Below are 26,197 nucleotides of genomic sequence, written 5' to 3'. Positions count from 1 at the left end.
CCCGCCACCGACCGGAGAACCACTAGCGTCGGCTCCATGCGAACCGACCTGCTCCCCGGGCTGGCGCGGCAGACCGCCGAGCTGACCACCCGGGGTCTCTACAAGCCCGAGCGCGTCATCACCTCACCGCAAGGAGCCGAGATCCGGCTCGCGGACGGTCGCAGCGTGGTGAACATGTGCGCCAACAACTACCTCGGCCTCGCGGACCACCCCGTGCTCGTGGACGCCGCCCACCGCGCGCTCGACGAGTACGGCTACGGGATGGCGTCGGTCCGGTTCATCTGCGGCACCGGGAGCGTGCACCGCGAGCTCGAGGAGCGGCTCTCGGCGTTCCTCGGCACCGAGGACACGATCCTGTACTCGTCGTGCTTCGACGCGAACACCGGGCTCTTCGAGACGATCACCGGCCCGGACGACGCGATCGTGTCCGACGCCCTGAACCACGCGTCGATCATCGACGGCGTGCGGCTGTCCAAGGCCCGGCGGCTGCGCTACGCGAACTCCGACATGGCCGAGCTCGAGCAGCGTCTGGTCGAGGCCGCCGGTGCGAGCAACCGCGTGGTCGTCACCGACGGCGTGTTCTCGATGGACGGCGTGATCGCCGACCTGCCCGGGATCTGCGATCTGGCCGAGGCGCACGACGCGCTCGTCGTGGTCGACGACTCGCACGCGGTGGGCTTCGTGGGTGAGCGCGGCCGCGGCACGCCGGAGGCCACCGGGGCAGCGGCCCGGGTCGACGTCCTGACCGGGACGCTCGGCAAGGCGCTCGGCGGCGCGTCCGGCGGGTACACCTCCGGTCCGCGCGACCTCGTCGAGTGGCTGCGGCAGCGCTCGCGGCCGTACCTGTTCTCCAACTCGCTCGCGCCGGTCGTGGCCGCGACCACCCTCGCGGCCCTGGACCTGATCGAGCGCTCGGACGACCTGCGCGAACGGCTGCGCGCCAACGCAGCCCGGTTCCGCACCGCGATGACCGAGGCCGGCTTCACGCTCGCCGGCGCCGGGCACCCGATCATCCCCGTGATGATCGGCGACGCCACGCTCGCCGGGCGGATGGCCGACGAGCTGCTGGACGCCGGCGTGTACGTGATCGGGTTCTCCTACCCCGTGGTCCCCGAGGGCGCGGCGCGGATCCGCACCCAGATGTCGGCCGCCCACACCGCCGAGCAGATCGATCGCGCGGTCGACGCGTTCGCGACCGTCGGTCGCCGGCTGGGCGTGATCGCATGAAGGCCCTGGTCAAGGCCGAGCCCGCACCGGGCCTCACGTACACCGAGGTCGCCGAGCCCGAGGCGGGCCCGGGTGAGGTCCGCATCCGCGTCACGCTCACCTCGATCTGCGGCACCGACCTGCACATCCACCGCTGGGACCACTGGGCGCAGACCACGATCCCGACCCCCATGGTGGTCGGGCACGAGTTCACCGGCGTGATCGAGTCGCTCGGCGACGGCGTCGAGGGGCTGCACGTCGGGCAGCGGGTCTCCGGCGAGGGTCACATCACCTGCGGGCACTGCCGCAACTGCCGCGGCGGCCGACGCGAGTTCTGCCACAACCACCTCAGCCTCGGCGTGAGCCGACCCGGCGCGTTCGCCGAGCTGCTGGTCCTCCCGGCCGCGAACGTGTTCCCCCTGCCGGACCACATCAGCGACGAGGTGGCGGCCATCCTCGACCCGCTCGGCAACGCCGTGCACACCGCGCTGCGGTTCCGGATGGTCGGCGAGGACGTGCTCGTCACCGGTGCCGGACCGATCGGGGTGATGGCCACGGCCATCGCCAAGCACGTCGGCGCCCGGCACGTGGTGGTGACCGACGTGAACCCCTACCGGCTGGACATGGCGGCCCGGATGGGTGCGGAGCGCGTGGTCGACGTGCGCACCGAGGACCTGGACACCGTGACCGCCGACCTGGGCATGACCGAGGGCTTCGACGTCGGCCTGGAGATGTCCGGCGCCGAGGGCGGCATCACGCAGCTGCTGCACGCGATGAACAACGGCGGGCGGGTGGCGCTCCTCGGACTGCCGCCGGACCGGGTCACCCTGGACGTCGACGAGCTGATCATCAAGGGCCTCACGGTCGCCGGGATCTACGGCCGCCGGATCTTCGAGACCTGGTACACGATGGCCGCGATGCTGCAGTCCGGCCTGGACGTGTCCCCCGTGATCACGCACCGGTTCGATGCGGCGGACGCCGACGACGCCTTCGCGACCATGTCCTCGGGCCGGTGCGGCAAGGTGCTGATGTCCTGGACCTGATCCACGACGCGGGTGTGGGTCCCTGCTGCCACGATGCAGGGGTGGACGACCCGACGGCCGACGTGACGCCGCCGACCGACCCGGCGACGGCAGCGGCGACGGCGGGCTTCTCGTCGGCGACCCGTGCGTGGTTCGCCGAGACCTTCGAGGCACCGACGGCGGCACAGGCCGGGGCGTGGTCGGCCGTGCGCGCCGGGGACCACGCGCTCGTCGTCGCTCCGACCGGCTCCGGCAAGACCCTCGCCGCATTCCTCTGGTCGATCGACCGGCTGCTGGTCGACGGACCGCCGCAGGACCCGACGCAGCGCTGCCGCGTGCTCTACGTCTCGCCGCTCAAGGCCCTGGCGACCGACGTCGAGCGGAACCTGCGCACACCGCTGGTCGGGATCCGGCGGACCGCCGCCGCGGCCGGCGTCGACCTGCCGCCGGTCACCGTCGGCGTCCGCACCGGGGACACCCCGCCCGCGGAGCGGCGCGCGTTCGCGACCCGCCCGCCGGACGTGCTCATCACCACCCCCGAGTCGCTGTTCCTGGTGCTCACGTCGGCCGCCAGGTCGGGGCTGGCCGGCGTGCGGACCGTGATCCTGGACGAGATCCACGCGGTGGCCGGCACCAAGCGCGGCGCGCACCTCGCGGTGAGCCTGGAGCGCCTCGACGCGTTCCTCGAGGAGCACGGCGGCCCGGCCCAGCGCGTCGGGCTGTCGGCGACCGTGCGCCCGGTGGACGCGGTCGCCCGGTTCCTCGGCGGCGCACGGCGCGAGGGCGATGGCGGGCGCCCCGTGACCGTCGTGCAGCCGCCCGCCGCCAAGCAGGTCGAGGTCGAGGTCGTCGTCCCGGTGCCGGACCTGACCGAGCTGACCCCGCGCACGCCCGAGGGCGCGACCGGGGACGACGGGACCGCCGGCAGCCCCGACGGCGGGCCCGTCCGGCGCCCCTCGATCTGGCCGCACGTCGAGGAGCGGGTCGTCGACCTCGTCGCGTCGCACCGCTCGACCCTGGTGTTCGCCAACTCCCGGCGCGGGGCCGAGCGGCTCACGGCGCGGATGAACGAGGTCTGGGCGGAGCGCCGCGGCGAGGACGTTCCCGACCACGGCGCGCTGAACCCGGCGCAGGTGACGGCCCAGTCCGGGGCCGCCGTGGGCGTCGAGGCCGTCCTCGCCCGGGCGCACCACGGTTCGATGAGCCGCGCGGAGCGCACCCGGACCGAGGACGAGCTCAAGGCGGGCCGGCTGCCTGCCGTCGTCGCGACGTCGTCCCTCGAGCTCGGCATCGACATGGGCGCGGTGGACCTGGTCGTGCAGGTCGGGGCACCGCCGTCGGTGGCCTCCGGACTGCAACGGATCGGTCGCGCGGGCCACCAGGTGGGCGCCGTGTCGCGGGGCGTCATGTTCCCGACGTTCCGGGGCGAGCTGGCGCCCGCGGCGGTCGTCGCCGAGCGGATGCGCACCGGGGCGATCGAGGAGCTGCACGTCCCGGCCAACCCGCTCGACGTCCTCGCGCAGCAGGTCGTCGCGATGGTCGCCACCGAGGACTGGCACGTCGACGACCTCGCCGCCGTGGTCCGGCGCGCGGCGCCGTTCGCGACGCTCGGCGACGCGAGCCTGCGTGCGGTGCTCGACATGCTCGCCGGCCGCTACCCGAGCGAGGAGTTCGGCGAGCTCCGCCCACGGCTCGTCTGGGACCGTGCCGCCGGGCTGCTGCACGGCCGGCCGGGCGCGCTGCGGCTCGCCGCCACCAGCGGCGGGACGATCCCCGACCGCGGCCTGTACGGCGTCTTCCTCGCCGGGTCGGAGCGCGAGGGCACGCGTGGCGGGCTTCGCGTGGGCGAGCTCGACGAGGAGATGGTCTACGAGTCGCGGGTCGGCGACACGTTCACGCTGGGCTCTTCGACCTGGCGGATCGAGGACATCACCCCTGACCGGGTGCTGGTGAGCCCGGCGCCGGGCCAACCCGGTCGGCTGCCGTTCTGGAAGGGCGACTCGATGGGCCGACCCGCCGAGCTGGGTCGGGCGATCGGCGGGTGGCTGCGCGAGACCGCCGCGCTGCCCGAGGCCGACGCCGCCGCACGGTCGCGCGCCGCCGGGCTCGACGCCTGGGCAGCGGACAACCTGGTCGCCTACCTGCGCGAGCAGCGCGAGGCGACCGGCCGGCTCCCGGACGACACCACGATCGTGGTCGAGCGCTTCCGCGACGAGATCGGCGACTGGCGGGTGGTCGTGCACTCACCGTTCGGTGCGCGCGTCCACGCGCCGTGGGCCCTGGTGCTCGCCGGTCGGCTGCGCGAGCGGCACGGCCTGGACGTCGCCGTGATGCACTCCGACGACGGCATCGTGCTCCGGCTGCCGGACGCGGTGGCGACCGGCGAGGCGACCTGGGACACCGCGGCCGGGCAGTGGTCCGTGCCCGAGGCTCCGGGCGTCGACCTCGCCGACCTGCTCGTGGAGCCCGAGCAGGTCGCGACGGCCGTCCAGGAGGAGCTCGGCGCTTCGACGATCTTCGCGGCCAGGTTCCGCGAGGCGGCCGCGCGCGCGCTGCTGCTCCCCCGACGCCGGCCCGACCGTCGCCAGCCGCTGTGGCAGCAGCGCCAGCGTTCCGCGCAGCTGCTGCAGGTCGCCTCGGCCCATCCGGAGTTCCCGATCCTGCTCGAGGCCGCCCGCGAGTGCCTGCAGGACGACTTCGACACCGCCGAGCTCACCCGGCTGATGGCCGACGTCGCGGCCCGCAGGGTGCAGGTGGTCGAGGTCACGACGACCCAGCCCTCGCCGTTCGCCCAGTCGCTGCTGTTCGGCTACACCGCCCAGTTCCTCTACGAGGGCGACGCCCCGCTCGCCGAACGCCGTGCCGCAGCGCTGACCCTGGACCCGGCGCTGCTCGCCGAGCTCCTGGCCGGCGAGGCGCCGCCGCTGGCGGACCTGCTGGATCCCGACGCCGTGCTGGCGGTGGAGGCCGAGGTCGGCGGCACGGCGCCGGACCGCCGGGCCCAGGACCTCGAGCAGCTCGCGGACGTGCTGCGGCGCCACGGCCCGCTCGACCTGGACGGCGTCCTGGCCCGCACGGCCGACGCCGCGCAGGACGACGCGGCCGGCTGGTTGGACCGGCTCGTCGAGAGCCGGCGAGCCCTCGCCGTGCGGGTCGCCGGCCGCACCCAGTGGGCGGTGGTCGAAGACGCGGCACGCCTGCGGGACGCGCTCGGCGTCGCACTGCCGCCCGGCGTCCCCGCCGAGCTCGCCGCGCCCGTCCCGGACCCGCTCGGCGACCTGGTGCGGCGTCACGCACGCGGTCACGGACCGTTCACCGTGCACCAGGTGGCCGAGCGGTTCGCGCTGCCCCCGGCCGCCGTCGCCGAGGTGCTGCACAGGCTGGGGGCCGGCGGAGCGATCGTGGTGGGCCGCTTGCGGCCCGAGGTGCTGGGAGGCACCGGCGAGGACCACTGCGACGCCGAGGTCCTGCGCAGGATCCGTCGGCGCTCGCTGGCCGCGCTGCGCGCCGAGGTCGAGCCCGTGCCGAGCAACGCCCTGGCCCGCTTCCTTCCCGAGTGGCAGCAGGTCACCGGCGTCGACGTGGTGGTCGAACCCACCGCGAGCCGGGTTCCGGGCAGCGCGCCGGCCACCGTGCGCCGCGCGGCCGGGCGCGGCCTGCGCGGCGTCGACGGCGTCGCACGCGTGGTCGAACAGCTGGCAGGGTTCGCGCTGCCCGCCTCGGCCTGGGAGACGCTGGTGCTCCCCGCCCGGGTCGCCGACTACTCCCCCGCCATGCTGGACGAGCTCACCGCGGCCGGCGAGGTCGTCTGGGCCGGGCACGGGTCGCTCGCCACGCGCGACGGCCTCGTCAGCCTCCACCCCGCCAGCACTGCCGACCTCACCGTGCCGCCTCCGCTCGACGGTCCCAGCGGTCCGGTCCACGACGCGCTGCGGGCGGCTCTCGGCGCCGGTGGCGGCTGGTTCCTCGACGCGCTGGCCGACCGGGTCGCCGACACAGTCGGGGAACAGGTCGCCGGCGGCACGGTGGTCGACGCCCTGTGGGACCTGGTCTGGTCCGGCGAGGTCAGCAACGACGGCGTGGCCGTGCTGCGGGCCCGGCTCGGCGGGCGCGGAACGACGCACAAGGTGCGCGCGGCCGCGCCGCGGGGGCGCGCACTGCGCTCGGGCCTGTCGCTTCGGGCCGGACCCCGCGCGGGCGCGCCTCGCGCGGACGGCGCGGGGCGGTGGTCGACCCTGCCCGCCCGGGAGACCGATCCGACGGCGGTCGCCAGGGCCACGGCGGCCCAGCTGCTCGACCGGCACGGGGTCCTCACCCGCGCCGTCGCCGCGGCGGAACGGGTCGCCGGCCGGTTCACGGACGTCTACCGCGTCCTCGCGGGTCTCGAGGAGACCGGGACCGTGCGGCGCGGGTACTTCGTGGAGCACCTCGGCGGGTCCCAGTTCGCCCTGCCCGGAGCGGTGGACGAGCTGCGGGCCGAACGCCCCGACGGCCACGCCGTGGTGCTCGCTGCCACGGACCCGGCGAACCCGTTCGGTGCGGCACTGCCGTGGCCGGCCGGGTCGACCGGTCACCGACCCGGCCGAACCGCCGGCGCCCTCGTCGTCGTGGTGGACGGGGACCTGGCCTTCTACCTCGAGCGCGGCGGCCGAACCGTGCTCTCCTTCCCCGGCGACCGCGACGAGACCGCCGCTGCCGCGCACCTGGCGGCCGGGTCGGCAGCCCTCGCCGACCTGGTTCGCACGGGCCGGCTCGGTCGGGTCACGCTGCGCCGCCTGGACGGCGCCGAGGTGCTCGACCGCGCGGTGCTGTCGACACCGGCCGCGACCGCGCTCCAGGCCGCCGGCTTCGCCGCGACCCCGCGCGGCCTGAGGATCGGCTGATGCCCGAGGGCGACGTGCTGCGACGGACCGCGGCCACGCTCGACGCGGCGCTGGCGGGCCGCGCACTGGTCCGCGCCGAGCTGCGCTGGCCCGACGCCGCCGGCATCGACCTGACCGGACGGACCGTGCTCGGGACCCGGGCCTACGGCAAGCACCTGCTCACCCGGTTCGACGACGGCCGGACCCTGCACACCCACCTGCGGATGGACGGTTCGTGGCGCACCTACCGCGGCAGGCGGGCACCGGGTGAGGCCGACCCGTTCGTCCGGGCGCTGCTCGCCGGACCGGAGGCGGTGGCTCTCGGCATCCGCCTGGGGATGCTGGACGTGCTGCGGACCGTCGACGAGCACACGGTCATCGGCCATCTCGGACCCGACGTGCTCGACGACGACTTCCCGGTCGAGCGGCTGCCCGAGGTGCTGGCCCGGTGGGCCCAGGACCCCCGACCGACGGCTGAGGTGCTGTTGGACCAGACGGTGCAGGCAGGCTTCGGCACGATCTGGACCGCCGAGGCGCTCTTCGCGCGACGGCTGTGGCCGTGGACCCCAGCACGCGACGTGCCGGATCCCGCGACGCTCGTCATGACCGGCCGTGAGCTGATGTCCAGGAGCATCCCGCGGCCACGGCCGTCGCGGGTGCACGGACGAGAAGGCCTGCCGTGCGAACGGTGCGGGAGCCCCGTGGCGTGCGGTACAGCGCGCAAGCCCCCGATGGAGCGACCGGTCTTCTACTGCCCGGTCTGCCAGACCGCGCGGTAGTCGTCAGCCGGCGCGAACCAGCTCGCCGGCCGGAGCCCAGCCACCCGCCGAGCGACCGAGCGTGCGCTCCAGGTCGGCCGGAACGGTGTCCGGGATCGAGATGCCCTCGGCAACCGCGACCCGGTCGCTCACGTCACGCAGCACGATCGACAGCGGGACGTCGAGCGCCTCGCAGATCGCACCGAGGAGCTCCGACGAGGCTTCCTTCTGGCCCCGCTCGATCTCCGAGAGGTATCCGAGCGAGACGCGCGCGGCCGAGGAGACCTCACGCAGCGTGCGCCCCTGGCGCTGGCGGGCAGCTCGCAGGACGTCACCGATCTCGCGTCGCAGGATGATCATCGGCTGCCCTCCCTTCCGCTCGTTCGTCTCCAGTGCCGGCCGGGGCGCGGAACCGCGCCCCGAAGTTGCCCTACCGTACCCCGCCGGTCGGACACCGGCACCGCCGTGCCGGCCATCACGGGTCGTTCGTGTCACGACTGCTGCAACGCGACGGGGGCCCGACGTGTTCCCGATACGCGCATCGGGTCGCACGCATCGGTCATCCGGCCCATCGGCACGGGGCCCCGGCGGTCCAGGGTCAACGCCTCGCGTCACCCGCTCGGAGCAGCAGCTCCAGCGCTCGGCGCACCGCGGCCGCACGCACGGCGGCGCGATCTCCCGTGACGGTCAACGGCTCCACCGCCGTGGGCCCCGCCCCGGCCAGGGCCACGTACACCTCGCCCGGCGGGCGGCCGTCCTGAGGGTCCGGACCGGCGACGCCCGTGGTGGCCACGCCGAGGTCCGCGCCGAGCAGCACCCGCACCCGCTCGGCCATCTCGCGAGCCACCTCCGGGTGGACCGCGCCGTGGGCGTCCAGCAGCTCACGCGGCACCCCGAGCAGATCGGCCTTCACGCCGGTCGCGTACGCGACCACCCCGCCACGCAGCACGACCGATGCGCCGGGGACGTCGACCAGCGCGTCGCACACCGCTCCGCCGGTCAAGGACTCCGCGACCGCGACCGTGAGCCGGGCCTCGGTCAGCCGGCGGACCGCGTCGGCGGCAAGGGTCACGTGTGAGCCGCCGACCGCACCGCGAGGCCGCGGCGGACGTAGTCCAGTCCCGTGATCACGGTGAGCAGGACCGCAGCGACCATCACGACCCAGGCCACCACCGTCAGCGCCTCGGGCAGGGTGCCCAACGGCATGAGGAACAGCGTGATGCCGATGGTCTGCAGCACGGTCTTCGCCTTGCCGCCCGGGGAGGCCGGGATCACGACGTATCGCAGCAGCCGGAAGCGCATCACCGTGATGCCGAGCTCGCGCACCAGGATCAGCACCGTCACCCACCACGGCAGATCGCCGAGGATCGACAGCACGACCAGCGCGGTGCCGACCAGCGCCTTGTCAGCGATCGGGTCGACCAGCTTGCCCCAGTCGGTCACCTGACCCGATCGACGGGCGAGCCAACCGTCCACCTTGTCGGTCGCAGCGGCGAAGGCGAACATGCCGGCCGCAGCCCAGCGCCAGCCGACGGCCTGCTCGCCGAGCACGAGCGCGACGATCACGAGCGGCACGAGCGCGAAGCGCGCCAGGGTGACGACGTTGGGTGCGTTCCACACCATCGGGGTCCGTGCCACGCCCCAACCCTACGGCGCGTCCGGGCCGGGCACCGCCACGGCGTGCGCAGGCGGCCGTGTGCGGACGCGCCGGCGCTGCGGGGTACTGTCTCCGCGTGAGCCGCCACGCAGGGAGCGAGCGGCGAGGACTCAGGGTGCTCGCCGTGCTGCTCGGCGCGACCCTGACGGCCGGTGCCGGCGTCGCCGCCGCAGCCGCCAACGGCTGGTGGCCCGACGGCGGAGCTCCCGTCGCCGACGCCGCCTCGGTGTCACCGACGCCGACTCCGACTCCGACGCCGACGCCCACCCCCACTCCGACGCCGCCCCCGGACGCCGTCCTGACCCTGGTCGCGGCCGGCGACGTGCTCCCGCACCAGGCGGTCGACATCGACGCCCGCACCGCGGACGGCTACGACTTCACCCCTGAGTTCTCCCCGATGGACGCGTGGATCCAGGGCGCGGACCTCGCGCTGTGCCACATGGAGGTGCCCATCGCGCCGGCAGGTGTCGCGCCCTCGGGCTACCCGCTCTTCGGCGCTCCCGCACAGATCGCGGGCGACCTCGCCGAGGCCGGGTGGGACGGCTGCTCGACCGCCTCCAACCACAGCGTCGACCGCGGTGAGAGCGGCCTCGCAACCACGCTCGACACCTTCGACGCCGTCGGTCTCGGCCACGCCGGGACCGCCCGCACCGAGGAGGAGTCGCTCACCACCCAGCTCTACCGCTTCGAGCGCGAGGGCCAGACCGTCACCATCGCGCACATCTCGACGACCTACGGCACCAACGGCATGCCGGTGCCCGCGCCGTGGAGCGTCGACATCATCGACCCGGCCGCGATCGTCGCCGAGGCGACGGCGGCTCGCGAGGCCGGCGCCGACCTGGTCGTCGTCTCCGTGCACTGCTGCGTCGAGTACGTCTCGGAGCCGACCCAGCAGCAGGTGGACGTCGCGCAGGCGCTGGCCGACTCGGGGCAGGTCGACCTGGTGATCGGCCACCACGCCCACGTGCCGCTGCCCTTCGCCCACCTCGCCGGCGGGCCGGACGGGACGGGGATGTGGGTCTCCTACGGGCTCGGGAACTACATCTCCAACCAGGGTGCGCACTGCTGCACCGCCCGCACCGACTCGGGCCTGCTGATGATCGCCACGATCCGCAAGCCGGTGGACGGTCCGGCGCGCGTCGAGAACCTGCAGTGGACCGCGGTCACGGTCGACCTCGCCGACGGGCACAAGGTCGAGCCTCTGTCGGTCCTGGCCGCGGCCGGGCAGGGCGTCGGCAGCCTCTCGGCCGCCGAGGTCCAGGCCCGGCTGGACCGCGTGACCGCCGTGGTCGGCGACTCCGCCGAGCAGACGACGACACCGCCCACGCCGTCCGGCTCCGGCCCGGAGCTCGAACGCGTCGAGACCGGCGCGGAACCGGCCGCGACCCAGACGGGCTGACGCCGGTCAGGACTCGGTCCGCGCCGGACCGAACAGCCAACCCTGCCCCAGCTGCCAGCCGCTGTCCCGCAGGAAGGTCGCCTGCTCGGAGGTCTCGACCCCCTCGGCGACGCTCATCAGGCCCATCGCGCGGGTCATCGCGCCCAGGCCGACCGACACGCGTGCCGCCGCCGGGTCCTCGGGGATGCCCGCCGTGAACGACATGTCGAGCTTGATGCCGGCCAGCGGCAGGTCCCGCAGGTACGGCAGCGGCGGCACACCGGTGCCGAACGCGTCGATGAGCACCGGCACCCCGGCCGCGTGCAGGTCGACCAGGTCACGGCGGATCCCCGGCGACGGGTCGAGGCTGGTCTCGGTGAGCTCGACGATCATCCGCCCCGTCTCCAGGCCGGCACGCGACATCGCCGTGCGGATCGCTGCGACGAGCTCCCCGTCGCCGAGCTGCTCCGCCGACACGTTGATCGACACCCACCGCCCCGCGGACCGGGTGGACACCAGGTGCGTCGCCGCGAGCCGGACGACCTCCAGCCCGAGCCGGACGGACAACCCACCCTCGCTGGCCGCCTCGAGGAACGAACCGGGCAGCAGCAGGCCACGGTCGGGATGCTGCCAGCGGACCAGCGCCTCGTGCCCGACGACCTGGCGTGTCGCGAGGTCGACGACCGGCTGGAAGTGCAGCACCAGCTGCCCCTCCTCGAGGGCTCGGCTGAGCTCGTGCTGAAGCCCGTGCCGCGAGACCTCCGGGACGTCCATGTCGGACGTGTAGACCTCGGTGCGGCCGCGCCCGGCGTTCTTCGCGCGGTACAGCGCCGCGTCGCCCGCCGCGAGCAGGCCCGTCGCGCCGGCCGGCAGCAGGTCGTCGTCGACCACGGCGACGCCGAGGCTCGCCCGCACCGGGAAGCGGCGCTGCTGGGTGCGCACCGGGTTCGCCAGGCCGCGGTGGACCGCCGTGGCGATCTCGAACGCGGCCGGGCCGGCCTGCGGGTCGCGCACGACGACGACGAACTCGTCGCCGCCGAGGCGGAAGGCCGTGCCCCGGCCCCCGCAGGACGCCCGCAGCACGCCCGCGACGTGCACCAGCACGTCGTCCCCGGCGGCATGGCCGTACCTGTCGTTGATCTCCTTGAACTCGTCGAGGTCGGTGACGATGACGGCGACCCGCCCGTCCGCGTCCGGCTCGGCGAGGGCCGCCGTGAGCTCCTCCTGCATGGCGGCGCGGTTCCCGAGGCCGGTCAGCGGGTCGTGCATGGCCCGGTGCGCGAGCATCTCCGACTGCATGCGCGCCTCGGTGGAGTCCCGCACCTGCGCCACGAACTGGTCCGGTTCGCCGCTGGGCGAGCGCACCAGGACCGCGTCGAGCACGGCCCACACGGTCTGCCCGTCGGCCCGCAGGTAGCGCTTCTCGAGGGAGAACCGCGAGCCGACCCCGGCCAGGACCTGCTGGACGTGCGCACGCTCGGCCGCGCGGTCCCCCGGGTGCGACAGCGTGGACAGATCGCGCCCCAGCAGGGAGTCCGGGGTGACCCCGAGCAGCTGGGCGAACGCCGCGTTCACCTCGACGAGCCGCCACTGCCGGTCGGTGAGCACCATGCCGATCGGGGCGTTCTCCATGGCGAGGCGGAACTGGGTCTCGGAGCGGGCCAGCGCAGCCCGGATCTCGCGCGGGCCGGTCACGTCGGCGAGCGTGGTGAGCAGCTCGTGCCCACCGCCCGCACTGGGCACGACGCGCGTGCTGGTCTGTACCCAACGCACCGAGGCCCCGGAGGCGGGCACCGCGCCCACCGTGAACGTCGCGGGGTCGCCGGGGAGCCCCCCGCCGCGCCCCGCGAACACCGAGGCCGGTGAGACCGCGAGGTTGTCCTCGCTGATCCAGGTGACCGGGATGTCGGTCACGAGCATGCCGATCAGGTCGGTTCGTGGCCGGTCGAAGACCCGCGCCGCGGCTTCGTTGAGCTCGATCACCCGACCGTCCGGCGCGTGCAGCACCACGCCGTCGCGCCCCGCCGCGAGAACACTCAGCGTCCGGCGCTCGAGCGCGTCGGCGTGCTGGACGGCCTCTGCGGTGTCCACCCTCGCGCGGCGGCGCGACCACCACAGGACGCCGGCGGCCACTGCGAGGGCGAGCGTGGCCGCGCCGAGCACGACCGCCACGGCGATCAGGAGGTCCATCGCTCCTCGTCGTCGTCCGTCTCGGCGAGCTGCTCACCGCGGAGCAGAGCGAGGGTCGCCGGCAGGTCGTCCGGCCTGACCAGCACGTCGCGTGCCTTCGAACCCTCGGACGGGCCGACCACCTCACGGGACTCGAGCAGGTCCATCAACCGGCCCGCCTTGGCGAAACCGACGCGCAGCTTGCGCTGCAGCATCGAGGTCGAGCCGAACTGCGTCGTGACGACGAGCTCAGCCGCCTGCAGCAGCAGGTCGAGGTCGTCGCCGATGTCCTCGTCCACCTGCTTCTTCGCGGCCGGCGCGATGACGTCGGGCCGGTAGGCGGGCTTCAGCTGGGTCCTGACGTGCTCGACGACGGCGTGGATCTCGCTCTCGGCGACCCACGCGCCCTGGACCCGCATCGGCTTGGCCGATCCCATCGGCAGGAACAACGCGTCGCCCTGGCCGATCAGCTTCTCCGCGCCCGGCTGGTCGAGCACGACCCGCGAGTCGGTCAGGGACGACGTCGCGAACGCGAGGCGCGAGGGCACGTTGGCCTTGATGAGCCCGGTGACGACGTCGACGCTCGGGCGCTGCGTGGCGAGCACCAGGTGGATGCCCGCGGCGCGCGCGAGCTGGGTGATCCGCTGGACCGACGCCTCGACGTCCCGCGGCGCCACCATCATCAGGTCGGCGAGCTCGTCGACCACGACGAGCAGATAGGGGTACGGCGCGATCTTGCGCTCGCTGCCCGGCAGCGGCGTGACCTTCCCGGACCGCACCCCGGCGTTGAAGTCGTCGATGTGCTTGTACCCGAACATCGCCAGGTCGTCGTAGCGCGCATCCATCTCGCGCACCACCCACTCGAGCGCCTCGGCGGCCTTCTTGGGGTTGGTGATGATGGGCGTGATCAGGTGCGGGATGCCCTCGTAGATGCTCAGCTCGACGCGCTTCGGGTCGACCAGGACCATCCGGACCTCGTCGGGCGTGGCCCGCATCAGCAGCGAGGTGATCATCGAGTTCACGAAGCTGGACTTGCCGGACCCGGTCGCACCGGCGACCAGCAGGTGCGGCATCTTCGCCAGGTTGGCGACCACGTAGCCGCCCTCGACGTCCTTGCCGACCCCGATCACCATCGGGTGCTCGCTGCGCCGCGCGGCCGACGACCGAAGCACGTCCCCGAGCGACACGGTCTCGCGGTCGGTGTTCGGGATCTCCACGCCGATCGCCGACTTGCCGGGGATCGGCGAGAGGATCCGCACGTCGGCGCTGGCGACCGCGTACGAGATGTTCCGGGTCAGCGCCGTCACCCGCTCGACCTTGACGCCCGGGCCGAGCTCGAGCTCGTACCGGGTCACCGTCGGGCCGCGGCTGAAACCGGTGACCTCGGCGTCGACGTCGAACTGCTCCAGCACCCCGGTGAGAGCCTCGACCACACGGTCGTTGCTGGCCGAGCGGACCTTGTGCGCCATGCCCTTGGCGAGGACCTCGTCGGACGGCAGCGTGTACACGACGTCGCCGTCGAACATCGGCTGCTCACCCCGCGGCACGCCCCCGGTCGGCGGCGCGGCGCGCTCGACCGGCTCGTCCTCCGTCGGGAGCACGCTCGTCGCGTCGGAGCCGGAAGCGATCACCGTCGTGGCCGGTGCGTCGTCCGAGGAGGCGTCGAGCGCGACGAGCTCGGTGACGGCCGCCCGCTCGAACGCCTCGTCGCCCGCCCTGGTCCCGTCGTCGGGGTCGTCCGGAGCGGGCCCGGTCGCGCGCGGCTTGCGTCCGAAGCGGCGCCGCTTCGGCTCGACCTGCTGCTCGGCCATCGTGGGCAGGTCGGCGAGGCTCTCCTCGTCGGCCACGGCCCGGTCGGCGCCGGTGAGCCAGCGGTACGCACCGCGCAGCCGCGGCACGATCATGTGCACCGGCGTCGCGGTGAGCACGAGCAGCCCGAAGAAGCCGAGCAGCACCAGGAGCGGCCACGCCGCCCACGCGGTGAGCAGCGACTCGAGCGGCTCGGCGATCAGGTAGCCGAGCACCCCGCCCGCGGTCTGCAGGCGTTCGACCCCGGCATCGAGGTTGGGGGCGCCGTCGACCAGGTGCGCCATGCCGCACGCCGCGAGCAGGACCGCGCCGAGCCCGATGCTCATCCGCCCGTTGGCCTGCGCCTTGTCGGGGTGGCGCATGAGCCGGACGGCCGCCGCGACCAGCACGATCGGCAGGACCACGCCGACGACGCCGAACGTGCCTGCCACCACGTCGTGGATGACGGTCCCGGCCCGTCCGGACAGGTTCCACCACTCGCGCAGCGCGACGACGATCGCGAGGCCGAGCACGGCCAGGGCCGCGCCGTCCCGACGGTGCGCCGGATCCAGGTCGCGCGCCCCCTGACCGATCCGACGCCCGGCGCCGCCGACCAGGTGCGCGGCACCCATCCAGGTGCCCTTGAGCATCCGCACCGGCAGCGACGCGGGCTTGCGGGCCTGCTGCGAGCTCGATCGAGCAGGCGTGCGCGAACCCCGTCCGGAACCGGAACGCGCGGACGACTGCTTGGACGTGGTCTGCCCGCGACCGGAGGTACGGGTCGCCATGGTCCTCACGGTACCCGGGCGTGCGCGGGGCGCCGCGGAGGCGCGACCGGGTTGTCCCGGTCCGCCCCGGCACACGCCGAGACGCGACTGGGCCGTACGGGTGACACGGGTCACGCCGAGTCACGGTCCTCGATGACCGGTGGGCCGGCCCGGACCGGCGGCGCCCGGCCGGCGAATCCGCCACGGTGTGCACCGAGGCGGAGGACGATGAGATGGTCCGACAGCTCAGACCTGGAGGCGACGATGACTGTCACGGTCTCGGTCGACAACTTCGTCCGCGCGGAGACGGCGCGGATGCTCGACGCGACAGCGCAGCGGGCCGGTGGCGTGAACCGGTGGTGGCACCTGAGAGGTCCCGTCCCGCTCGACGCCCAGACCGTGATCCGGATGAATCGCGACACGCTGTACAGCTCCGCGGTGCTCGACCTCCGGGAGGGCGCGGAGCTCACCATCCCGGACCCCGGTGACCGCTACCTGTCGGTCATGGTGATCAACGAGGACCACTACATCAACCGCCTGCTGCGCGACCCCGGTACGCACCGGCTGACCGTCGAGGAGTACGACACCGAGTTCGTCGCGGTCGCTGCGCGGATCTTCGCCGACCCGGACGACCCGGCCGACGTGTCGGCCGTGAACCGGCTGCAGGACGGACTGCGGATCGACGCCGGGGCGGCCGGGCCCTACACGCACCCCGACTACGACCCCGCCAGTCTCGACGCGACGCGCGAGCTGCTGCTCCGGCTCGGCGCGGGCGTGCCCGACTCGCGACGGACGTTCGGCTCCGCCGGCGAGGTCGACCCGGTGCGCCACCTGACCGGGACCGCGATCGGCTGGGGCGGCCTGCCCGAGTCGGAGGCCTACTACGCCATCGAGACCGCCCCACGCCCGGTGGGGCACCGGCGGATCGAGTTCCGCGACGTCCCCGTCGACGCCTTCTGGTCGTTCTCGGTGTACGACCGGGACGGCTACTTCGCGGCGAACCCGGCCGACCGGTACAGCTTCAACAGCGTCACCGCCGCCGCCGACGACGACGGCGCGGTCGTCATCGACCTCGACACCGAGGACCGCGGCTACCGCAACCACCTGTACGTCATGGACGGCTGGAACTACGCCATCCGCTTCTACCGCCCGCGCGCCGAGATCCTCGACGGACGCTGGACGCCGCCCGTGCCGGTGCCCGCCGACTGAGCCTCAGGCCTCGACGACCACCGGGATGATCATCGGCCGGCGACGAAGGCGGTTGGACGCGAAGCGCCCCACGACCCGGCGCATCACCTGCTGCAGCTGGTGCGGGTCGAAGGCGCCGCCCTCGGCCGCGTCCTCGAGCGCCCGGACCACGTCGGGGAGGATCGCCTCGAAGACCTCGTCCTCCTCGGCCACGCCGCGGGCGTGCACCTGCGGCCCGGCGATCACCTTGCCGGTCGCGGAGTCCATCACCACGAAGACCGAGATGAAACCCTCCTCGCCGAGGATCCGGCGGTCCTTCAGCTCGACGTCGGTGAGCTCACCGACGCTCGCGCCGTCCACGTACACGTAGCCGCACGGCACCGCACCGACGACCTTCGCGACGTGGTCGCGCAGGTCCACGACCACGCCGTCCTCGGCGAGCAGCACCCGCTCGGCCGGGATGCCCGTGCGCCGGGCGACCGCGCCGTTCGCCACCAGGTGCCGCACCTCGCCGTGCACCGGCAGGACGTTCGCGGGCCGCAGGATGTTGTAGCAGTAGGTCAGCTCGCCGGCGGCCGCGTGGCCCGAGACGTGCACCCGGGCGTTGCCCTGGTGGATCACGGTCGCCCCGAGCCGCATCAGCCCGTTGACCACGCGGAACACCGCGTACTCGTTGCCGGGGATCAGCGACGACGCGAGCACGACGGTGTCGCCGGCGCCGATCTTCACGGGGTGGTCCCCGCCGGCCATCCGGGCCAGGGCCGCCATCGGCTCGCCCTGGGAGCCGGTGGACATCAGCACCACCTGGTGCGGCGGGAGGGCGTCGATCTCGCGCGCGTCGACGAGCATGCCGTCGGGCACCGAGAGGTAGCCGAGCTCGGCGGCGATCCCCATGTTGCGGACCATCGACCGGCCGACGAACGCGACCTTGCGACCGTGCGCGTGCGCAGCGTCGAGCACCTGCTGGACGCGGTGCACGTGCGAGGCGAACGACGCGACGATGATCCGCTGGTCGGCCTGGGCGAACAGCGAGTCCAGCACCGGGCCGATCTCCCGCTCCGGCGTGACGAAGCCCGGGACCTCGGCGTTCGTGGAGTCGACCATGAACAGGTCGACGCCTTCCTCGCCCAGCCGCGCGAACGCGCGCAGGTCGGTGATCCGGCCGTCCAGCGGGAGCTGGTCCATCTTGAAGTCGCCGGTGTGCAGCACCGTCCCGGCCGTGGTGCGCACGAACACCGCGAGGGCGTCCGGGATCGAGTGGGTGACCGAGACGAACTCGCACTCGAACGCCCCGAACCGCTCGACCTGGCCCTCACGCACCGCGAGCGTCAGCGGCGTGATCCGGTGCTCCTTGAGCTTCGCCTCGACGAACGCCAGAGTCAGCTGCGAACCGATCACGGGGATGTCCGGGCGCAGGCGGAGCAGGTAGGGCACCGCGCCGATGTGGTCCTCGTGGCCGTGCGTGAGGATGAGCGCCTCGACGTCGTCCAGGCGATCCGCGATGTAGTCGAAGTCGGGCAGGATCAGGTCGACGCCGGGCTGGTGGTCCTCCGGGAACAGCACACCGCAGTCGATGATCAGCAGACGGCCGTCGAGCTCGAGGACCGCCATGTTGCGGCCGATCTCGCCGAGCCCACCGAGCGGGACGATGCGCAACGTGCCCGGCTCCAGCGTGGGAGGTCCGCCGAGCTCGGGGTGCGGGTGGGACATACGACTCCTTCGGGCGGAGATCGGCCCGGGCGGGCCTCGGAGATGTGGGGCTGGTGAGGCTCAGGCCTCCAGCAGGCCCGCGGCGACCATCGCGGACCGCACCTCGGCGACCTCGTCGGCGTCCGCCTCGACCTGCGGCAGGCGCATCGCAGCGCTGGGCAGCAGTCCGGTCAGGTGCAGGGCCAGCTTGGAGCGCAGCGCGCCGTTGCCGCTGCCGGCGATGATGTCGACCACGGGCAGGATCGCGACGAACTGCTCGCGCGCCGCGTCGTGGTCGCCGGCGTCCCAGGCGCGGAAGACCGCGGCGAGCTCGTCGCCCACGAGGTGCGCGGCCATGCTCACCAGGCCGGCAGCACCGACCGACAGCAGCGGCAGCAGCATCCCGTCGTCGCCGGAGTACCAGGCCAGGCCGGTGCGTGCGATGCCACGCATCGCCGCCTGCGGGTCGCCCGTGGCGTCCTTGATCGCGACGATCCTGGGGTGCGCCGCGAGCCGGTCCAGGGTGTGCGGCGCGTAGCGCACGACGGTGCGGCCGGGAACGTCGTAGAGCATCACCGGCAGGGGCGTCGCGTCGGCGACCGCGACGGTGTGCCGGTAGACGCCCTCCTGAGAGGGACGTGAGTAGTAGGGCGTGACGACCAGCAGGCCGTGCGCGCCGGCGTCGAAGGCCTGCTCGGCCATCCGCACGGCGTGCGCGGTGTCGTTCGACCCGGCGCCGGCGATGACCCAGGCCCGGTCCCCGACCGCCTCGACGACGGCCGCGACCAGCTCGGCCTTCTCCGGTGCGTGCGTGGTCGGGGCCTCGCCCGTGGTGCCGTTGAGCACGAGGCCGTCGTGCCCGTGGTCCACGAGGTGCCGTGCGAGCGCGACCCCGGCGTCGATGTCGACGTCGCCGTCCGGGGTCATCGGGGTGACCATCGCCGTGAGCAGCGCGCCGAACGGGCGCTGCGGGCTGGACGTCCGGGTGACCATGCGCGACAACCTACTCCCCGGCAGGCGTCGGGCCCGAGGCCGTCCGCGAGAGCGTGACGAACCGGTACCGCAGGCCCGAGGTGGAGCTCAGCCACCCCTCCTCCGGGTCGCGCGCGACGGTGTGCCAGCCGCCCCGACGTCCGGCGAGGTCCGGGGCACGGGTGCCGGTCCCGACGGTGACCTCCACCTCGGTGAGCTCGGCGCGGTCGGCATGCGGCTCGAACGCCGCGTACACCTGGCCGCCGCCGACGACCCACACCGGCCGGCCCGCGTCCGCCACGAGCTCGAGGGCCTGCGCCGGACCGGGCACCACGACCGCGCCGGGCAGCCGCAGCCCGGGTGCGCGGGAGAGCACGACGCTCACCCGGCCCGGCAGCGGCCGGAACCGCGCGGGCAACGACTCCCAGGTCGTGCGACCCATCAGCACGACGCACCGGTCGGTGACCTGGCGGAAGTGGGCCAGGTCCTCGGGCAGGTGCCAGGGCAGGTCCCCGTCGACCCCGATCACACCGTCGGTCGACTGCGCCCACACCAGACCGAGCCCGGGCACCGTGGCGTGCTGACCGCGCGGCGCAGGCCGGGCGTCGTCGGGGCCGGTCACGAGGGTGCCGTCGCCGCCGTTCACACGGCGACCGGCGCGGCGATCGCCGGGTGGTGCCGGTAGTCGACGATCTCGACGTCCGCCCAGGTGTAGGCGTCGATCGCCGGCGCCTTGCGCAGGGTCAGCGTCGGCGCCGGGTAGGGCTCCCGGGACAGCTGTTCGCGCACCTGCTCGACGTGGTTGTCGTAGACGTGGCAGTCGCCACCGGTCCAGATGAACTCCCCCACGTCGAGCCCGACCTGCTGGGCGACCATGTGGGTGAGCAGCGCGTAGGAGGCGATGTTGAACGGCACACCGAGGAAGAGGTCGGCCGAGCGCTGGTAGAGCTGGCAGGAGAGCCGTCCGTCGGCGACGTAGAACTGGAAGAACGCGTGGCAGGGGGCGAGCGCCATCGTCGGGATGTCCGCGACGTTCCACGCCGAGACGATCATCCGACGCGAGTCGGGATCGGCCCGCAACGTGTCGAGCACCTGCTGGACCTGGTCGATGTGCCGACCGTCCGGGGCCGGCCAGGACCGCCACTGGAAGCCGTAGATCGGACCGAGGTCGCCGTCCTCGGCGGCCCACTCGTCCCAGATGTGCACACCCTTGTCCTGCAGCGGCCGGGCGTTGCGCTCACCGCGCAGGAACCAGAACAGCTCCTCGGCGACACCCCGCATGAACACCCGCTTGGTGGTGACGAGCGGGAACCCGCCCTGCAGGTCGAACCGCATCTGGTGACCGAACACCGAGCGTGTCCCGGTCCCCGTGCGGTCCGACTTCGGTGTGCCGTGCTCCATCACGTGGCGCAGCAGATCCTCGTACGGGGTGGGGATCGTCATGCGCCCGATGCTAGACCGCGCTGCGCTGCCAGGCGGCGCAGCGAATACTGACGACCATGACCGACGTCGCTCCCCTGCCTGCGTCCCTGCCCGGCGACCTGCCCACCGACCTGCTGATCGGCGGGCGGTGGCGGCCGGGCGGGGACGGCGGCCGGTTCGCCGTGCACGACCCCGCCACGGGCGCGGTGCTCACCGAGGTCGCCGACGCGACGCCGGCCGACGGCCTCGACGCGCTCGCCGCCGCCCACGAGGCGTGGCCCGCCTGGCAGGCGACCCCACCCCGGGTGCGCAGCGAGGTGCTCCGGGAGGTGTGGGAGCGGGTCATGGCGCGCGCCGACGAGTTCGCGGCGTGCATCACGGCCGAGGGCGGCAAGCCGCTCGCCGAGGCACGCGCGGAGACCGCCTACGGCGCCGAGTTCGTGCGGTGGTTCTCCGAGCAGGCGGTCCGGATCACCGGCACCGTGCGCACCGCGCCGTCCGGCGCGAACCGGCAGCTCGTGATGCGCCGCGGCGTCGGGCCGGCGCTGCTCATCACGCCCTGGAACTTCCCGCTGGCGATGGCGACCCGGAAGGCGGCACCCGCGCTCGCGGCCGGCTGCCCGGTCGTCATCAAGCCGGCCGCGTACACCCCGCTGACCACGCTGCTGTTCGCCGACGTGGTCCGGGAGGTGCTGGCCGAGCGTGACCTGCCGCCCGGGGTGATCAACGTGGTGCCGACCACGCGCGCCGCCGCCCTCACCGACCCGCTGCTGCGCGACCCGCGGCTGCGGAAGCTGTCCTTCACCGGGTCGACCGAGGTGGGCCGCGTGCTGCTGCGCGGCGCCGCGCACAACGTCCTGCGGACCTCGATGGAGCTCGGCGGCAACGCGCCGTTCCTGGTGTTCGACGACGCCGACCTGGACGCAGCGGTCGAGGGCGCGATGGTCGCCAAGATGCGCAACGCCGGGCAGACCTGCGTCGCCGCCAATCGCTTCCTCGTGCACGAGGACGTCGCCGAGGCGTTCGCCGCGAAGCTCTCGGCGGCGTTCGGCGGGCTCGTGGTCGGCCCGGGCTCGCACGAGGGAACCACGGTGGGACCGCTCATCCGGCCCTCGGCGGTCTCGTTCGTCGAGGAGCTGGTCGGCGACGCGGTGTCGCGTGGCGCGTCGGTGGTGACCGGCGGCGACCGGCCCGACCTCGCGGGCTACTTCTACAACCCGACCGTGCTGCTGCGGGTCCGCCCCGAGGCGCGCGTGGTCACCGAGGAGATCTTCGGGCCGGTCGCACCGATCGTGACGTTCCGGGACGAGGACGAGGCGATCGCCCTCGCGAACGGCACGCCGTTCGGCCTGGTCGCCTACGCGTACACGCGTGACCTGGACCGCGCCTTCCGGCTCGCGGAGCGGATCGAGGCAGGCATGCTCGGGATCAACCGCGGCCTGGTGTCCGACCCGTCGGCACCGTTCGGCGGGGTGAAGTCCTCGGGCCTGGGCCGCGAGGGCGGCGAGCAGGGCATCGAGGAGTACCTCGAGACGATCTACGTCGCGATCTGACGAGCGTCGGGGGTGGCCACCGGTCGTCAGGTGGCTGTCCCACCCGGGACGCGGCCCCACTAGCCTTCCTGGGTGCCCGCCTCCCCGCCGCCCCCGGACGCGCTCGAGGCAGCCCAGCCGCACGACCCGGCAGCCGAACGTCGCCGCGCGATCCGGCAGGCCACGTCGGTCGCGATCGCCACCGGGCTGTACGGGCTCTCGTTCGGCGCCCTGTCGGTCGCGGCCGGGCTCTCGGTGCTGCAGACCCAGGCACTGAGCCTGCTGATGTTCACCGGTGGCTCGCAGTTCGCGTTCGTCGGCGTGATCGGGGCCGGCGGCGGGGGCGTCGCGGCGGCCGCGACCGCGACGCTGCTCGGCGCCAGGAACGCCCTCTACGGCGCGGTCATGGCTCCGCTGCTCGACCTGCGCGGGGCACGCCGGCTGCTCGCCGCACACGTGACGATCGACGAGTCCACCGCGGTGGCGACGGCGCAGCGGGACCTCACCGCGAGCCGGGTCGGGTTCTGGTGGGCCGGGCTCGGGGTGCTCGTGCTGTGGAACGTGTTCACGCTCGCCGGCGCGCTGCTCGGCAACGCGCTCGGCGACCCGGGACGCTGGGGGCTGGACGCCGCAGCGGCGGCGGCCTTCCTCGGCCTGCTGTGGCCGCGCCTCGCGGCGCGCAGCGCACAGCTCGTCGCGGCCGGAGCGGTGGTCGTCGCCCTGGTCCTCACGCCCGTGGCACCGGCCGGGGTGCCGGTGCTCGCCGCGGCCGTGGTCGCGGTCGTCATCGGCTGGCGGTCCCCGCCCGGCCCGTCCGCGGTCCCGGGCGTGCCGGGGACCGAGGACGTGAACGGCTCGGACGAGGTCGACGGCTCGGACGAGACGGGCGGTCGCGAGGGAACTGCGAGGAGGTCCGGATGAGCCCGATCGCGACCTGGGCCGCCGTGCTCGCCGGAGCCCTCGCGTGCTACCTCACCAAGTTGCTCGGCCATCGCGTCCCCGCGCACTGGCTCGCCCAGCCGCGGGTCTCCCGGATCTCGGCGCTGGTGACGGTCGCGCTCCTCGCGGCACTCGTCGGCGTGCAGACGTTCACCGCGGGCGGCGTGCTCGTGCTCGACGCACGGGTCGTCGCGGTCGCCGTGGCCGCGGTCGCGCTGGCCCTGCGCGCGCCGTTCATCGTCGTGGTGGTCCTGGCCGCCGCGGTCGCCGCGGCGCTCCGGGCGCTCGGGCTCGGCTGACGGCCCGCGCGGGCGCCTCGACCGCGTGACCTAGCCTGGTGCGATGCCCCTCCTGCGAGACAGCTCCGACCCGACGGCCGACTCCTCGGTCCGGCCCGCCGTGCCCGACGACGCGGTCGCCATCGCCGGGACCCAGCTGCGCGCATGGCGCACCGAGCATGCCGAGGTGCTCGGGCAGGAGGTGCTCGACCTGATCGACGCGCACGCCGTGCGCGAGCGCTGGTCGGAGGCGATCTCCCAGGCGCCGTCCCCGGCGCACCACGTCCTGGTGGCCTGCGCCGGACCTCGCGTCGTCGGCGTGGCCGCCGTCGTCCCGACCGACCTGGGCGACGACGGCGTAGGGGTCGAGGTCGCCGCGCTCGAGGTCGACCCCGACCACCGACGAGCCGGCCACGGCTCGAGGTTGCTCGCCGCGAGCGTGGACCTGGGGCGCGCGGACGGCGCCGTCCTGGTGAGCACCTGGGTCCTGGAGGGCGACGAGGTGCGCGAGCGTTTCCTCGCCGGCGCGGGCCTCGGCCCCGACGGAGCCCAGCGGGTCCTCGCGGCACGGCCCGGACGCGAGGTCGTCGAACGGCGCTGGGTCGCGCTCCTGTAGCGAGCGCGGACCCGTGACACCTGTCACGGCGAGGTCGTGATGCCTGGACCAGGGCACGGACCGTCCCGAGCAGCACGCTTGGCCCATGAGCATCCAGACCACTGTGAGCACGCCGGCCGACCCCCGGCACTGCGCCCCGCCGTCGGCCGTGCGCCTGAGCGCGGTCACCAAGGACTTCGGTGACGTCCACGCCGTGCGCGGCATCGACCTCGACATCTCCCCCGGCGAGGTCGTCGCCGTCCTGGGGCCCAACGGTGCCGGCAAGACGACCACGATCGACATGGTGCTCGGTCTGACCCAGCCGACCTCCGGCCACGTCGAGGTGCACGGGATGGGACCGCGCGAAGCGGTCTCGCACGGCCTCGTCGCCGCCGTGATGCAGACCGGCGGTCTGCTCAAGGACCTCAGCGTGCGCGAGACCCTGCAGTACACCGCGAGCCTGTTCGCTCGCACCACGACCGTCGACGAGGTGCTCGCCGTGGCCGGGATCACCGAGATCGCCGATCGCAAGGTCGCCAAGTGCTCCGGCGGCGAGCAGCAGCGGCTCCGCTTCGCGATGGCGTTGCTGCCCGACCCCGCACTGCTGCTCCTCGACGAGCCGACCACCGGGATGGACGTCGAGGGACGACGGGCGTTCTGGGCGGCCATCCGACGCGACGCGCAGCGCGGCCGCACCGTGATCTTCGCGACCCACTACCTGGAGGAGGCCGACCAGTACGCCGACCGGATCGTGCTGGTCTCGCGTGGCCGTGTCGTCGCCGACGGGACGGGCGCGGAGGTCAAGGCGCTCGCGTCCGGTCGCGTCGTGCGGGCGTCCTTGCCCGAGCCCGACCCGGCCCGTCTACGGGGGCTGCCCGGGGTGGACGCCGTCGAGCTGCGCGGGGACCAGGTCCTGGTGCACACCACGGACTCCGACGCGGTCGCCCGGTACCTGCTCTGCGAGACCGGTGCGCACGACCTCGAGATCACGTCGCAGGGTCTCGAGGACGCCTTCCTCAACCTCACCGGGGCCCAGGACCAGACCGAAGGAGCCCAGCGATGACCACGGCCACCCTCGCCTCCGCCGACGAGCTGCTCACCGACCGGCGCGTGCCGCCGCTCGGCGGGTTCAACCTCACGATGCTCGGGATCGAGCTGCGGCGGATCCTGCGCAACCGGCGGACCTTGATCTTCACCCTGATCTTCCCGGCGACGATGTTCCTCGCCTTCGGTACCGGGACCGGCACCGCCGAGCGGATCGGCGACGGCAACGTCTCCGCGTACGTCATGGTGTCGATGGGGCTGTACGCCGCTGCGCTCACCGCTGCGGCCTCCGGCGCGATGGTGGCCGTCGAGCGCTCGCTCGGCTGGTCCCGCCAGCTGCGCCTGACCCCGCTCAACCCCGTCGCGTACGTGAGCACCAAGGCGATCGTCGCGCTCGTGTCGGGCGCGATGGCCATCGCCATGGTCAACCTCACGGGCGCCGTCCAGGGCCTGCCTCAGATGCCTGCCAGCACCTGGTTGGCCTGTGGCGTCGTGACCCTCGTGTGCACGCTGACGTTCGCCGCGCTCGGCGTCTTCATCGGCTACCTGGTGCCGAGCGAGAACGTCATGCAGATCCTCGGCCCGGGACTCGCGGTGCTGTCCTTCCTGGGCGGCGTGTTCATCCCGCTCGAGCACGGCAGCGGTATCTGGCACGTCGCGGTGTGGACGCCGATGTACGGCGTGGCCGAGGTCGCCCGGGCCCCTCTGACCGGCGAGCTCACCTGGTACGCGGTGGCGAACGCCGTCGTGTGGTTCGTGCTGTTCGTCGCGGGTGCGGCCTGGCGCATGGCCCGGGACACCGCACGTGTCTGACAGCCCTCGCACCCCGGCGCGCGGACTAGCGTGACCGGCATGCCCGACCCGCAGCCCGGGGCCGGCCCCGCCCCGCGCGGGCCCGGGGCGGGGCGGGCGCCCCGCGCCGCGGGGCGCG

General features: G+C 74.0%; 21 protein-coding genes. 12 read left to right on the top strand and 9 right to left on the bottom strand.

The window, feature by feature from the left end:
- Positions 1–36: 36 nt before the first annotated feature.
- The 4 genes from OEB99_RS17685 to OEB99_RS17670 all read left to right on the top strand — a co-directional run bounded on the left by OEB99_RS17685 (position 37) and on the right by OEB99_RS17670 (position 7,869).
- On the top strand, positions 37–1,227 hold the full coding sequence (locus OEB99_RS17685; protein WP_263578614.1) for a glycine C-acetyltransferase: 1,191 nt from the start codon (positions 37–39) through the stop codon (positions 1,225–1,227).
- Positions 1,224–2,249 carry an L-threonine 3-dehydrogenase gene (gene tdh / locus OEB99_RS17680; RefSeq protein WP_263578613.1) on the top strand — a complete coding sequence of 342 codons (1,026 nt, stop codon included), beginning with the start codon at positions 1,224–1,226 and terminating at the stop codon, positions 2,247–2,249. Before OEB99_RS17685 ends, tdh begins: the two co-directional genes overlap by 4 nt.
- Positions 2,250–2,311: 62 nt before the next feature.
- A complete protein-coding gene (locus OEB99_RS17675) occupies positions 2,312–7,111 on the top strand; it encodes an ATP-dependent helicase (RefSeq protein ID WP_263578624.1) in 4,800 nt (1,599 codons plus the stop codon).
- Positions 7,111–7,869, top strand: coding sequence for a DNA-formamidopyrimidine glycosylase family protein (locus OEB99_RS17670; RefSeq protein ID WP_263578612.1), 759 nt, complete (start codon positions 7,111–7,113; stop codon positions 7,867–7,869). Before OEB99_RS17675 ends, OEB99_RS17670 begins: the two co-directional genes overlap by 1 nt.
- A gap of 3 nt (positions 7,870–7,872) precedes the next feature.
- On the opposite strand, the gene OEB99_RS17665 is transcribed toward OEB99_RS17670, so the two are convergent.
- The 3 genes from OEB99_RS17665 to pgsA form a co-directional block, all read right to left on the bottom strand.
- Positions 7,873–8,208: a helix-turn-helix domain-containing protein gene (locus tag OEB99_RS17665; RefSeq protein WP_263578611.1), complete on the bottom strand. Its 336-nt coding sequence runs from the start codon at positions 8,206–8,208 to the stop codon at positions 7,873–7,875.
- A gap of 238 nt (positions 8,209–8,446) precedes the next feature.
- Entirely contained in the window at positions 8,447–8,920 is a 474-nt protein-coding gene (locus OEB99_RS17660) for a CinA family protein (RefSeq protein ID WP_263578610.1), read from the bottom strand.
- Entirely contained in the window at positions 8,917–9,486 is a 570-nt protein-coding gene (pgsA, locus tag OEB99_RS17655) for a CDP-diacylglycerol--glycerol-3-phosphate 3-phosphatidyltransferase (RefSeq protein ID WP_318011434.1), read from the bottom strand. Before pgsA ends, OEB99_RS17660 begins: the two co-directional genes overlap by 4 nt.
- Positions 9,487–9,581: 95 nt before the next feature.
- Between pgsA and OEB99_RS17650 the strand changes: the two genes are divergently transcribed.
- Positions 9,582–10,904 carry a CapA family protein gene (locus tag OEB99_RS17650; RefSeq protein WP_263578609.1) on the top strand — a complete coding sequence of 441 codons (1,323 nt, stop codon included), beginning with the start codon at positions 9,582–9,584 and terminating at the stop codon, positions 10,902–10,904.
- A 6-nt stretch (positions 10,905–10,910) separates the two neighbouring features.
- Here the strand turns inward: OEB99_RS17650 and OEB99_RS17645 are convergent, their stop codons facing one another.
- Complete coding sequence (locus OEB99_RS17645) at positions 10,911–13,073, bottom strand: putative bifunctional diguanylate cyclase/phosphodiesterase (protein ID WP_263578608.1); 2,163 nt, start codon at positions 13,071–13,073, stop codon at positions 10,911–10,913.
- Positions 13,061–15,628, bottom strand: a complete 2,568-nt coding sequence (locus OEB99_RS17640; RefSeq protein WP_263578607.1) for an FtsK/SpoIIIE family DNA translocase — start codon at positions 15,626–15,628, stop codon at positions 13,061–13,063. Before OEB99_RS17640 ends, OEB99_RS17645 begins: the two co-directional genes overlap by 13 nt.
- Before the next feature lie 243 nt (positions 15,629–15,871).
- Here OEB99_RS17640 and OEB99_RS17635 point away from each other — a divergent pair, with 243 nt between their 5' ends.
- Entirely contained in the window at positions 15,872–16,816 is a 945-nt protein-coding gene (locus OEB99_RS17635; protein WP_263578606.1) for a DUF1254 domain-containing protein, read from the top strand.
- Positions 16,817–16,819: 3 nt separating this feature from the next.
- Here the strand turns inward: OEB99_RS17635 and OEB99_RS17630 are convergent, their stop codons facing one another.
- The 4 genes from OEB99_RS17630 to OEB99_RS17615 are packed head-to-tail and all read right to left on the bottom strand — an operon-like array spanning position 16,820 to position 20,899.
- Complete coding sequence (locus tag OEB99_RS17630; protein WP_263578605.1) at positions 16,820–18,505, bottom strand: ribonuclease J; 1,686 nt, start codon at positions 18,503–18,505, stop codon at positions 16,820–16,822.
- 60 nt (positions 18,506–18,565) lie between these two features.
- Positions 18,566–19,477, bottom strand: coding sequence for a 4-hydroxy-tetrahydrodipicolinate synthase (gene dapA / locus OEB99_RS17625; protein ID WP_263578604.1), 912 nt, complete (start codon positions 19,475–19,477; stop codon positions 18,566–18,568).
- A gap of 10 nt (positions 19,478–19,487) precedes the next feature.
- Complete coding sequence (locus OEB99_RS17620) at positions 19,488–20,078, bottom strand: dihydrofolate reductase (protein WP_263578603.1); 591 nt, start codon at positions 20,076–20,078, stop codon at positions 19,488–19,490.
- Between the two features lie 20 nt (positions 20,079–20,098).
- Positions 20,099–20,899, bottom strand: a complete 801-nt coding sequence (locus OEB99_RS17615; RefSeq protein WP_263578602.1) for a thymidylate synthase — start codon at positions 20,897–20,899, stop codon at positions 20,099–20,101.
- A 56-nt stretch (positions 20,900–20,955) separates the two neighbouring features.
- Between OEB99_RS17615 and OEB99_RS17610 the strand changes: the two genes are divergently transcribed.
- The 6 genes from OEB99_RS17610 to OEB99_RS17585 all read left to right on the top strand — a co-directional run bounded on the left by OEB99_RS17610 (position 20,956) and on the right by OEB99_RS17585 (position 26,079).
- Complete coding sequence (locus OEB99_RS17610; RefSeq protein ID WP_263578601.1) at positions 20,956–22,431, top strand: NAD-dependent succinate-semialdehyde dehydrogenase; 1,476 nt, start codon at positions 20,956–20,958, stop codon at positions 22,429–22,431.
- Between the two features lie 72 nt (positions 22,432–22,503).
- Positions 22,504–23,331: an AzlC family ABC transporter permease gene (locus OEB99_RS17605; protein WP_411910705.1), complete on the top strand. Its 828-nt coding sequence runs from the start codon at positions 22,504–22,506 to the stop codon at positions 23,329–23,331.
- Positions 23,328–23,648, top strand: coding sequence for an AzlD domain-containing protein (locus OEB99_RS17600; protein WP_263578600.1), 321 nt, complete (start codon positions 23,328–23,330; stop codon positions 23,646–23,648). The genes OEB99_RS17605 and OEB99_RS17600 overlap by 4 nt, the downstream gene beginning before the upstream one ends.
- A 43-nt stretch (positions 23,649–23,691) precedes the next feature.
- A complete protein-coding gene (locus tag OEB99_RS17595; RefSeq protein ID WP_263578599.1) occupies positions 23,692–24,243 on the top strand; it encodes a GNAT family N-acetyltransferase in 552 nt (183 codons plus the stop codon).
- An 85-nt stretch (positions 24,244–24,328) separates the two neighbouring features.
- Positions 24,329–25,285 carry an ABC transporter ATP-binding protein gene (locus OEB99_RS17590; protein ID WP_263578598.1) on the top strand — a complete coding sequence of 319 codons (957 nt, stop codon included), beginning with the start codon at positions 24,329–24,331 and terminating at the stop codon, positions 25,283–25,285.
- Positions 25,282–26,079, top strand: coding sequence for an ABC transporter permease (locus OEB99_RS17585; protein WP_263578597.1), 798 nt, complete (start codon positions 25,282–25,284; stop codon positions 26,077–26,079). Before OEB99_RS17590 ends, OEB99_RS17585 begins: the two co-directional genes overlap by 4 nt.
- Positions 26,080–26,197 lie beyond the last annotated feature (118 nt).

Source organism: Actinotalea endophytica, from assembly GCF_025717005.1.
In the GTDB taxonomy this organism is placed as follows: domain Bacteria; phylum Actinomycetota; class Actinomycetes; order Actinomycetales; family Cellulomonadaceae; genus Actinotalea.
Note: the sequence above shows the minus strand (reverse complement) of the source record. Positions and strands in the feature narration are given on the sequence as shown.